Below are 10,878 nucleotides of genomic sequence, written 5' to 3' on the forward strand. Positions count from 1 at the left end.
CAAAGTGGCACACCCGATCATGAATCGCATTGGCACTGTTTTTATCCCTGTATCTGATATCGAAAAAGCACGAAATTGGTACTGCCAGCTGCTGGGGATCCCCGTCACCGGCGACATACTGTTTGGCCATTTGTACGTAGTGCCCATGGCTGGAGAGACAGGGCTAGTCTTAGACAGCAAAATTTTTGATACGGAAAAACCCGGAAAGGCACCGCTGTTTCATTTCAATACCGCAGACATCGAAGCAGCCTATCAGTATGTGAAAGAGCTGGGGGCCGCCATGCTGTCTGGCATTGAGCATGATCATTGGTTTACCTTTGCGGACCCGGACGGAAATGTGCTGATGGTATGTAAGTGTTGATTTGTGGGGGCGGAGTCAGCCTCGGCTGTTGCGCATAGCAGCAAGGACTTTGATCCGATCGCCTGCCGACTGGACGAATTGCTGGTAATCCTTCGTCTCCATTCCATACAGCGCCATCTTCCCTTGGCCGTCAAAATGGATCCCCCAGCCGTATTTTTTCGGCAGCAAAGAGGCCCGCATGCATGGATGCTTTTTCTGAAACAAGTCCCTGCGGATTCGCTCACCATGCATATCCCGTTCTTCCGTGGAAATGTTTTTGTGGATCAGATGGACCGCATAGATCAATTCTTCGTGTGTGAATTGATACGGGTTTTGCGATAGCAATTCGTATTGGATGACATGGATCGGCTTGTTCCCATTGCGTCCAACAGGTATCATGCCTTCCGAAACGGGGCAATCTGCAGCTACCTGGATAAAGGTGTGAATGAAGCTCAAGTTTTCACCTCTTCTTACAGAATTCGCATGTGTTTCTCCTTCCAAATGTAGCAAATGCCCCGTCTCTTTCAAAGAGGCGGAGCATTGCCACGCATTATCCGATCACGAGCGCATGCACGATGCTGGGGCCGTGAACGCCGATGGTCAGATCACTCTCGATATCGGCAGAGCGGCTGGGCCCTGAGACAAAATGGATTCCCGCCGGCATCTCCTTTCCGTTCCAGGTCTGTATGACAGACAGCACATCGCCCATCTTGGTCTGGATGTCCTTTGCTTTGACAATCCCGACAAAGATCGTGGGCAGCAGGCTGAGCGACCTGCCTCTTTGCGGTGTAGAGGTGATCACCAGCGTACCCGTATTCGCAATCGCAAAGTCAGCCATGACGATCCCGATCTCCGCCTCTGCCGCTGCTTTTCGCATCGCGGCAAAGTCTTTGTCACCCCATACAGTCAAGTGAAGATCTGGCGATTCGGAAACAATCTGTGCGAGTTCCGGATGATCTTCGCGGATAATCTTTTTCGCTTTCATCTCACCGATGAGACGATCCAGGTAGTTCTTTGCTTCCGCCATGTCGGCTAGACGTACAGCACTCCCGCCGAGACTTTCCCAGTTCATCAGAAATTGGGAGATTCGCTCTTCCGGATCAAGCGTATGCGTCCGCCAAGAATCAACGGCGCCAGAAACCGATCGTTTCGGTGGGGTCGTTAGCGGCTGTTCCCGCCCTAGACGATTGGCAATATGCTTAATGAATGTTTCCTGTTTTTGGAGCGATTGCTCATGCAGCTCTGCAATCACCGATTTCTTCTCAGTTTTCATGGCTGTTTCCCCGCTTTCTCAGGATGGCTTCCATACGCGCTTTCGTCTCAGGTTTCAGCTCAACCAGCTCGTGCTGCAACTCCATGTCCAACTCTTTCCATGAATCGCGAAACGATTTTTTCGCCAGCGCCGGGGCTACCCGCAACCGATTCCATGCTTCGAGCGGACCTACTTTGGCTGTTATTTCACCATTGCGCGCCAGTGGCTTTTGTCCGAATTGCCCCAGCTTTAAAGCCAGCTGGTAAAAGCGCTGGGAAGAAACAGCGACCTTGTATGTTTTCATGCCCAGCCTTTCTGTGGCATCCGTACGTCCCGCTTCCACATTGCGGCGCCGCAGATAGACAAGCATGTCATGCAGAGGGATTTTGACCGGACAAGCCTCATAGCAAGCACCGCACAGGGAAGAAGCGTTGGCTACCTCGCCCCATTGATCCTGATCCTCATTCAAAAGCGGGGTCAATACCGCTCCGATCGGCCCGCTGTACACCCATCCGTAGGCATGCCCCCCGATATGACGGTAGACCGGACAAGCATTGAGACAAGCACCGCAGCGAATGCAATTCAATACCTCTTGAAACTCCGGATCACCCAGCTGCTGGGAACGCCCGTTATCCAGGATGATGACATGCAGCTCATCTGGACCGTCACCATCGGCTGCCCGCTTCGGACCGTTGATGGCGGACATGTAGACCGTCAGCTTCTGGCCGGTCGCGGCGCGCGGCAGGATGGCAGCCATCACTTCAAGATCCTCCCACGAAGGAATGATCCGTTCCATCCCCATCAGCGTGATCTGTGTGCGGGGCACGGTACTGCACATCCGGGCATTCCCTTCATTGGAGAAAAGTACGAAGGAACCGGACTCAGCGATCGCAAAGTTGCAGCCCGTCATCCCGATGTCCGCCTGCAAAAACTTTTCCCGCAGCTGGGACCGCGCAAATCCGGCTAAGACAGCCGTATCTGCAGGAAGCTTCTCGCCCCCGATCTCGGAAAACAGGTCGGCGATCTGCTGTCTGTTTTTATGAATCGCTGGCGCCAGAATGTGCGAGGGTGTTTCTCCGGCAAGCTGGATGATATATTCGCCCAGATCGGTTTCGACCGGCTCGATGCCCTTCGCCGCCATCGCATCGTTGAGGTGCAGCTCCTCCGACACCATCGATTTTGATTTCACGACCGACTTGGCCTGCTTCTCCTCCATGATCTGCATCGCGATCTCCACCGCCTCCTGTGCGGTAGACGCGAAGTGCACATAGCCGCCCGCTTCCCGAAGATTCTGAACAAATTGATTCAGATAGTAGTCAAGGTGGGCAATCGTATGCAGCCGAATCTGTCTGCCGCGCTCACGCCACTCCTCCCAGTTGCCCATCTGCTCCGCTGCTTGCTGCTTCGAGGAGCGCAGTCGTCCCGTCGTAAACTTGACCGCATTGCGCAAAAACTCGTCATTCAGCGCTTGCCGAATGCGTTCTTCCAGCTTCACCGCAGGATTAAATCCGCCCATCTGCCCGACACACTCCTTCGTATAAAAGTTCCGCCAGATGCATCACCCGAATCGAAGTACCCTGATGGCGCAGGCGTCCCCCGATGTTCATCAAGCAGCCCATGTCCAGACCGACGAGCACTTCCGCTTGCGTGTCGATCACATGCTCCGCTTTTTCTGTCACCATCGCCGCAGATACTTCGGACAGCTTGATCGAAAAGGTCCCGCCAAAGCCGCAGCAGTCTTCCGCGAAGGGCAGCGGCAGCAGTTCCAGCCCATGCACATGCTGCAGCAGCTCGAGTGGTTCGTCTTTAACGCCCAGCAGCCTCGCCCCGTGACAGGAGGGATGATAGGTCACGCGATGGGGGAACTTCGCCCCGACATCCTTGACGTCCAGCACATTGACCAAAAATTGCGTAAATTCGTAGCTTTTCTCCGCCAGCGCCCGCGCTTTGGCAAGCCCTGCCGGATCATCCTTGAACAGCGAAGGGTAATGGTGATGGATCATCCCGATACAGGACCCCGAGGGAGCGATCACGAAATCGCTGTCGGCAAACGCATCGATCAATTGCAAGGCTGCCCCCTTCGCTTCGTCCCAATACCCGCTGTTGAACGCTGGCTGCCCGCAGCATGTCTGCGCAGAAGGAAAATCCAAGCGAATTCCATAGCGTGCAAGCAGCCGCGCCATCGCTTCTGTCACGCGGGGATAAAATGCATCCGACAAGCATGTAGCAAATAAAGAAACCTTCATATCCACCCTCCTATTCATCTGGTCATCTGATGACTTATGCAAAAAATTACGTGAGCATCTCTTTTTCAACGCCACGCAAGTGAAGCAGCATTGCTTCCTCCGCTCTTTGCGGATTTTTTTGTTCAACCGCCTTGCCAATCTCACGGTGCTCGGTCAGCAGCCGCTCTGCACTTCCGGGCTTGTGGAACAGCTTTTCCCGGCTGGTTTTCAACGATTTGCTGATCGTATCGGCCAGGTTCTGCATGATGGATTCAAGCACGGGATTGTGGCTGGAAACCGCGAGTGCATAGTGAAAATTCCAGTCGGCCTGCTCCCATCGGTCTCCCGTGCGGACGGCTTCGGTCATCTGCGCCAAGGCTTCCTCGATCCTTGCCAGGTCAGCTTCCGTTCTGCGTTCGGCCGCCAATCGGACCATGCCTGTCTCAATGATTTTTCTGACTTCAAGCAGGGCAATCGTGTCGTCCAAGGACATGGGGCGGATCGGTTCAAAGCTCGCCAGCACCTCTTGCGGCTCCGTACGGGTCACGAAGGTCCCTTCTCCCTGGCGCATCGTCAATAGGCCGATCGTCTTTAAGGAGCTGATTGCTTCGCGTACCGTCGATTGACCAACCCCCAGCGACTCCGCCAGCTCGCGGATCGAGGGCAATCGCTCCCCGGCTTTATACACGCCGGACAGGATCTGATGCTTCAGATAGTCGGCAACTTCTTCATAAGTCTTCTTTACCTTAAAAGGTTGATTCTCGATTGTCATGCACCTCTTTTGCGCAGGGAATGATTTCCTCCCCCTGTCACAATCCAAGTGTAAATGATCCGCTCGCGGCCCGTCAACAGAGGGGAAAACAAGTTACTTGAAAATGAAAGCGATTGATTCGAGAAAATTCACTCATGTTTTAAAAATCAAATAAAACTATAATTTCGACTTTATGAAATATACTAGTAGAATCCAAGAAAAGTTGGTAGAATCCTTTTAATATTTATAAAAAGTATATAGGAGAATTGAAGATGAAAGCCTTGCAGAGAAAAGATCTATTGTTTGTGAGTTTTATGCTGTTTTCCTTGTTTTTCGGGGCAGGCAATCTGATTTTCCCTACCTTTTTGGGGCAATCAGCCGGAGAGCATGTCTGGCTGTCGATGGCTGGATTCATTGTCTCTGCGGTTAGCCTTCCGATCATGGGCGTGATCGCCGTGGCTCAGGCAGGCAGCTTTCAAAGTCTCATGAATCGGGTTCATCCCTGGTTTGCCTTTCTCTTTCCGCTGGCGGTCTACCTGTCGATCGGCCCAGGACTGGCCATTCCGCGAGCGGGAAGTCTTGCCTATGAAATGGGGGTTGGCTATTTCCTCCCTGAAGCGTGGGGGCAGCATCCCTTGTCTCTCTTGCTCTATACGGTTGTATTCTTTTCGCTTGTCTATTGGCTTGCGCTTACCCCTTCCAAACTGGTGGAACGGTTCGGCAAGCTGCTGACTCCGATCTTGCTCGCTCTCATTGTCATTATTTTTATCAAAAGCTTGCTCAGTCTTGACGGCGTCTCTGGCACTCCCGTGGGGAACTATTTGACCCATCCTTTCGTCCAAGGATTTTTGGACGGCTATCAAACAATGGATGCGCTCGGTTCCATCGCGATTGGCATCGTCGTCGTGAATACGCTGCGTGCCCGCGGGATTACACAAAGCAAATCGCTTGCCTGGATGATTACGATAGCCGGCATTGGCGCTGCCCTGTTGTTGACCAGCGTATACCTGATCCTCGGTTTTCTCGGCGCTGCCAATCCAAGCAGCATTCCTGCCGAAAACGGGGCGCAGGTGCTCAGCCAAGTCAGTACCGCGCTGTTTGGGCAAAGCGGCGCGCTGATTCTCGGTGCCGTCTTTACGGTGGCTTGCCTCTGCGTATCCATCGGGCTGGTCACTGCTTGCGGGCAATATTTTTCCGAGGTATTTCCGCGTCTGTCCTATCAAAAATGGGTAGCGATCACCAGTGCTGCCAGCATGCTGATAGCGAATCTGGGCCTGACCCAAATCCTGAAAATCTCTGTCCCGATTCTCGGGTTTATTTATCCGGTAGCCATCGTCATGATTATCCTGTGTCTTACCCATCGGTTGTTCCGCGGCGCTTCACCCGTCTACAAGGCTTCCGTATTGTTGACGCTCGTGTTCAGTTTGCTGGATTCGATCGCAAATGCGTTTGAGATCGCGGCGATCAGTGACACGCTTGCGCTGCTTCCTTATTACAGGGAAGGAATGGGCTGGCTCCTGCCGGCAATCGCAGGAGGTGCCATCGGCTATGCGGCTGCCATGTTGGCCAAAAAGCACACATCTGACGCGCCAACTGCCTCTGTCCAAGAACAGGAATCGTAAATACAAGAAAGGCACTCGGCTTTTGAGCCCAGTGCCTTTTTCTTGTTTCCTTTCCTTCTATCCGATGATCAGCCGTTCCTTTGGATAAGCAACCGAGCTCGGCCGCCCATCTTTTTTCGCAAAAAGCAGCAGATTGATGATACCAATGCGCCCGATGATCATCATGCCAATCAAGATTAATTTGCCTGCCGCTCCGATTTCCGAAGTGATGCCGCTAGAAAGCCCAGTCGTCCCAAAAGCCGAGCAAATCTCAAATAATACGTGTTGAAGCGGCAGGTCTTCCGTCCAGATAAACAGGATGACCGCCGTGAAGACGAGACAGATGGAAAAGAAGAAGACCATGAAAGAACGGTTGATATCGTCATCCATCAGCTCTTTCCGAAACACCTTCACTCTTTTATGGCCTCGCATATACGCGAACATCGTAGCAGCCAGGACGAAAAACGTCGTCGTACGAATCCCGCCCCCTACGCTGTTGGGCGATGCCCCGATAAACATAAAACCCGATAACAGCACCATGGTCGGGGCTGAGAGCAAGCTGAGATCCATGGTGACGAGCCCGCCGCTCCGGGAAGAGACGGAATGAAACAGGGCATAGAAAAAAGCTTCATGCCAGCTTTTATCCTGCAAAAACAGATCCCGTTCAAACAGGTAAAAGAACAATGTCCCGATGGCAACAAGCGAGAAAAACGTGATGGTTGTAATTTTCGTAAATAAGGAAAATGAAAATTTCATTTTGTTTCTGCGATGGTGGACATAGCTCTGCAGCTCAATTAATACGGGGAACCCGATCGCTCCACAGGTGATCAGGATCATGTTCACGATTTGTACGAAATAGTCCTGCGCAAAATTGATCAATGAGTTGCCGTAAATATCAAATCCCGCATTGGTAAAAGCACTCACTGACACGAAATACCCGTAATAGAAGGCTGTATGCCATTCCTGATGATAACCCGCCCATACGAAGTAGGTCCCCAGCAGAATCGTGCCGATCAGTTCGATGTATAACGTCAATACCAACACATTGATAATCAGGTTGACTAGTCCCGCCAATGTTTGCCGATTATTGTCCGCTGCGATCCGTTTCCGCTGCTCCAGGCCAATGTTTTTCCCCAGCACCACCCATACGAACGCCCCCAATGTCATGATGCCAATCCCGCCAACCTGAAAAAGCAGCGTAAGAAAGAAAATTCCCCACTGATTAAAGATATGGTGAATTTGAATCACGCTGAGTCCGGTCACGCTGATAGCGCTGGCAGCGGTGAATAAGGAATCGATCCAGCTCAAACTTACCCCGGGATTATGAAAGATGGGCAGCTTTAATAATAGCGTTGCCAGGAAGATCATCCCCACATACAAGAAGACGATCATTTGTACAGAATTACTTTTTCTCTTTCTGTCAAAAAAGGGCAATCCGGTTTCCCTCCTGCTACATGTTCTCCACGTAATCATAGCGAAAAGTGGAGGAACACGCAAAACCGCCTATCCCGCCCATGCTGACGCCCGCCTTATTCCTTGTTGCTGATGAGATAAAAGCCTTTATTGGTGACCGTTTTGATGCTGATCCGGCCATCCGTGGCCTGCTGAAGCTTTTTCCGGAGGTTATACAGGTGAACATCCAGCACTTTGCTGGATAGATCGATTTGGCCTCCCCAGACCGCCTGGATGATTTGCTGGCGGGAGGCAATGGTTTTCTGGTGAGCTAGCAGGTATTGGAGCAGCCGGGATTCTGTTTTTGTCAAATCGAGCTGCATGCGCACTCCCTCCCATTCCAGCAGCGGATTGTGATCCCAATCGTTTCCGGGGGCGGGTGGAGAAATGTGTGGAGCCGGTGCCTCCTTGCGTTTCAAGATGGCGCGAATCCGTGCTGCCACTTCCCGCTCTGAGCACGGTTTGAACTGGTAGTCATCCGCCCCTTGGGAAAAGGCTTGCAGCAGATCCGTTTCATCACGCTGTGTGGCAAGCACAAGTATGCCGGCTTGGGGAAAACGTTTCCGATAGGTGTGAACCAGAGGAAATGCCGCTTTCTCCCAGCAATCCAACAGGACAAAGTGAATGTGCCCCTCTTCCTCGCTTCCCCTTTCCGCTTCCACCAGCTCTATTGAATGAGTCTGCAAAAATTGCGCGAGACGTGCGAAACCGGATAGTTGTTCCGATACATAGAGCCCCTTTTTCATTTCCCTTCCTCCATCATTCCTTCGATCATCTTTCTAGTGTACCGGGGAATGATTAAGCTATTTTTAAGCTCGGAAGGTCATTGTTTGAATTTTTCACAAAGTTTATCGGAATTATGAAAAAAACCGGACCCTTTCCCAGGCCCGGTTGTTGATGCTCAGTTATCTCTTCTTGTCACATTCGCCGCTTGCAAGCCGCGTTGGCCGTTGACTACCTCGAAGGAAACGAGCTCCCCCTCTTCCAGATTCCGATAGCCGCTACCCGAAATTGCTGTATAATGAACAAAAATATCTGGACCGTCTTCGCGCTCAATAAAGCCATAACCCTTTTCTTTGTTAAACCATTTCACTTTTCCTTGCATCTTTATTGCTCCTCCCTTGCTCTTGTGAAGATTTGCTTTAGGCTATTATCATATGCGGGCTCCTTAAAACGTGATCAAAGTGGGTAAAAATTGATTCAATCTTCCCCTATCTTCCGCTACAATGGAGAGGAGGCCATGTTTGCATTCTGGCCCCACACGGCATAACCACGTGTTGTGACGTGAGCAATTAGAAGGAAGGAGCTTGCCAATCATGCGTTTCGCATATGTCGCTGCTTTGTCGGCGCTGCTGTTGTCCGGTTGTGCAGAAGTCACACAAGGCGTTCAGGATGCACAGCAAGCAGTGGAAGCAGGCAAACAAGCCATCGAATTGGGCAAAGACGTCGTTGAACAAGGAAAGCAAATCGCTGAATCGGAAATTGCCCAACAGCTGAAAACATATCTACAACAGAAATATGAGTCCTCCGAAGAGTTGCGCAATGCCATGTTTACGGGGGATGGCCAACTGATCGCAGCTGAGCTGAAGGAAACCGAGCTCGCCAACTTTTCGTTTTACCAATCCGAGCTGCTCGGTGTCGAATTTAAAGGGAAGCTGACCGGTGACGGCACGTTTCAAGTTCTCCGCTACAGCTTGACCAATCCGAATGAGGCTCCTGTGGTCGTTCACGAATTCAATGTGGTCCTCGACCAGAACGGGCAAATCCAAGTTCAATAAGCAACGTCTCAGAGCCGTATGCGTACGGCTCTTTTTTCGCGCCATTGCCCGCTCAACAGCCCTGATGAAGTGAAAACGCCGATGATCACGATCGCCGCCCCCAGCACTTGTATGAGCGTAACCGGTGTTCCTGCCGCAAGCGAGATGATCATCACCACGACGGGAACGAGATTAAAAAAGAGCGATGTTTTGCTAGCACCGATCAGCTTCATGCCTTGATTCCACCACAGGTATCCAAGCACACTGGTGAAGAGTGCCATAAAGAGGATCGCAGCCCACGCTTGCAGTGGTACGTCCGTCATGGGCACGGGATTGGACGAATATACGGAGCTCATGATCAAGGCCAGGGCCCCAATCACCATGGTATAGGTAGTGGTGGCTAGCGGTGTGGCATCCTTTACAAAACGACGCCCAAGCACTCCATAAAGCGCCCAGCACAGATTGCCCGCCAAGATCATAGCGTCACCGCCTGAGATGGACAAAGTGGCGATCGTCTGGAGCGATCCCTGTGTAATGACAAGCGATACCCCGATGAATGCTAGAAAAATGCCCACTCCCTGCTGTTTGCTGATCCGATCCTTTAACAGCACCCGGGCTAACATCGTCGTGATCAGCGGATTCAGCGCCATGATTAACGCCCCGTTAACCGAAGACGTGGATTTCATCCCCGCAAAAAACAATGCATTAAAGCCAAAAACCCCCACGATACCCATCATGGTGAACCAGACGATATTGCGCTTGATCTGGTGTTTCTGAATTCCTTCCGTAGCCAGCATCATGATCAGCATCACCGCTGCCGCGATGCCAAAACGCCATGCTGCCGCTGACGCAGGTGAAAAATAATCCACCGTATATTTCGCAAGGGGAAAAGCCGCCCCCATAAAAATTGAGACACTCAGCAGCATGATATATATTTTGGTCTGCTTCATTTCTTATCCACGTCCTTTGCCAGAATGGAATGATACGTATCCAGTTTCTGCATGGTTGCCGATATGACTTGTTCCAGTTCCAGCTTTTTGGCCTCCATGTTCTGCAGGTGTCTCGTTAAGATATCAATCCGTTTATGCAGCGACGGCGTCAGCTGAGACATTTCGACCTCCATGCTGATTTGTTCCATAATACAGCCGTCTTGGACAATCTCATTGATTTCATCCAATGACATGCCTGTTTCCTTTAAGCTTTTCAGGAAAGCCAAAAATTTCAGATCGCCATCGGTATAGGTACGCCTTCCCCCACTATTTCGTTTTGCTGGGGGAAGCAGCCCGATTTTTTCGTAATACCGCAATGTATACGAGCTGATCCCAGATTTTTCGGAAGCCTCGCGAATGGAATACACCAACTTCATCCCTCTCTCTTTGTTGAATCCCCCTCAGTGTACGACTTAGATTCAACTCTAAGTCAATAAGAAAAACTTCTTTCAGCTGGATCCGTCGGCAAGAAATCGAGTAGGAGGGGGTGACTAACCCCCGACCTCTCACA

Annotated in this window: 13 protein-coding genes; 3 read left to right on the top strand and 10 right to left on the bottom strand. The window is 51.4% G+C overall.

All coding sequences use genetic code 11. From position 1 onward, the window contains the following. Nucleotides 1–4 precede the first annotated feature (4 nt). A complete protein-coding gene (locus EIZ37_RS17345; protein WP_134686022.1) occupies nt 5–361 on the top strand; it encodes a VOC family protein in 357 nt (118 codons plus the stop codon). A 15-nt stretch (nt 362–376) separates the two neighbouring features. Here the strand turns inward: EIZ37_RS17345 and EIZ37_RS17350 are convergent, their stop codons facing one another. The 5 genes from EIZ37_RS17350 to EIZ37_RS17370 form a co-directional block, all read right to left on the bottom strand. Then, complete coding sequence (locus EIZ37_RS17350) at nt 377–796, bottom strand: DUF6157 family protein (RefSeq protein WP_134686023.1); 420 nt, start codon at nt 794–796, stop codon at nt 377–379. A 94-nt stretch (nt 797–890) separates the two neighbouring features. After that, nucleotides 891–1,613 carry a LutC/YkgG family protein gene (locus tag EIZ37_RS17355; RefSeq protein ID WP_134686024.1) on the bottom strand — a complete coding sequence of 241 codons (723 nt, stop codon included), beginning with the start codon at nt 1,611–1,613 and terminating at the stop codon, nt 891–893. After that, entirely contained in the window at nt 1,603–3,108 is a 1,506-nt protein-coding gene (locus EIZ37_RS17360) for a LutB/LldF family L-lactate oxidation iron-sulfur protein (protein ID WP_134686025.1), read from the bottom strand. The genes EIZ37_RS17355 and EIZ37_RS17360 overlap by 11 nt, the downstream gene beginning before the upstream one ends. After that, the gene (locus EIZ37_RS17365; protein ID WP_134686026.1) at nt 3,095–3,838 is read right to left on the bottom strand and encodes a (Fe-S)-binding protein; all 744 of its coding nucleotides are present in this window, start codon (nt 3,836–3,838) and stop codon (nt 3,095–3,097) included. The genes EIZ37_RS17360 and EIZ37_RS17365 overlap by 14 nt, the downstream gene beginning before the upstream one ends. Nucleotides 3,839–3,884: 46 nt before the next feature. After that, complete coding sequence (locus EIZ37_RS17370; RefSeq protein WP_134686027.1) at nt 3,885–4,589, bottom strand: FadR/GntR family transcriptional regulator; 705 nt, start codon at nt 4,587–4,589, stop codon at nt 3,885–3,887. Between the two features lie 251 nt (nt 4,590–4,840). Here EIZ37_RS17370 and brnQ point away from each other — a divergent pair, with 251 nt between their 5' ends. Next, nucleotides 4,841–6,190: a branched-chain amino acid transport system II carrier protein gene (gene brnQ, locus EIZ37_RS17375; RefSeq protein WP_134686028.1), complete on the top strand. Its 1,350-nt coding sequence runs from the start codon at nt 4,841–4,843 to the stop codon at nt 6,188–6,190. Between the two features lie 57 nt (nt 6,191–6,247). On the opposite strand, the gene EIZ37_RS17380 is transcribed toward brnQ, so the two are convergent. The 3 genes from EIZ37_RS17380 to EIZ37_RS17390 form a co-directional block, all read right to left on the bottom strand. Further along, complete coding sequence (locus EIZ37_RS17380; protein ID WP_407921151.1) at nt 6,248–7,642, bottom strand: TrkH family potassium uptake protein; 1,395 nt, start codon at nt 7,640–7,642, stop codon at nt 6,248–6,250. Between the two features lie 56 nt (nt 7,643–7,698). Next, entirely contained in the window at nt 7,699–8,367 is a 669-nt protein-coding gene (locus EIZ37_RS17385; RefSeq protein WP_134686030.1) for a response regulator transcription factor, read from the bottom strand. A 155-nt stretch (nt 8,368–8,522) separates the two neighbouring features. Next, entirely contained in the window at nt 8,523–8,726 is a 204-nt protein-coding gene (locus EIZ37_RS17390; RefSeq protein WP_134686031.1) for a cold shock domain-containing protein, read from the bottom strand. 211 nt (nt 8,727–8,937) lie between these two features. Between EIZ37_RS17390 and EIZ37_RS17395 the strand changes: the two genes are divergently transcribed. Beyond that, nucleotides 8,938–9,399 carry a hypothetical protein gene (locus EIZ37_RS17395; protein ID WP_134686032.1) on the top strand — a complete coding sequence of 154 codons (462 nt, stop codon included), beginning with the start codon at nt 8,938–8,940 and terminating at the stop codon, nt 9,397–9,399. 8 nt (nt 9,400–9,407) lie between these two features. On the opposite strand, the gene EIZ37_RS17400 is transcribed toward EIZ37_RS17395, so the two are convergent. Further along, complete coding sequence (locus EIZ37_RS17400; RefSeq protein WP_134686033.1) at nt 9,408–10,328, bottom strand: DMT family transporter; 921 nt, start codon at nt 10,326–10,328, stop codon at nt 9,408–9,410. Next, entirely contained in the window at nt 10,325–10,744 is a 420-nt protein-coding gene (locus EIZ37_RS17405) for a MerR family transcriptional regulator (RefSeq protein ID WP_134686034.1), read from the bottom strand. Before EIZ37_RS17405 ends, EIZ37_RS17400 begins: the two co-directional genes overlap by 4 nt. Between the last annotated feature and the right edge of the window lie 134 nt (nt 10,745–10,878).

The sequence above is a fragment of the Brevibacillus migulae genome (assembly GCF_004521915.1).
GTDB lineage: Bacteria > Bacillota > Bacilli > Brevibacillales > Brevibacillaceae > Brevibacillus_F > Brevibacillus_F migulae.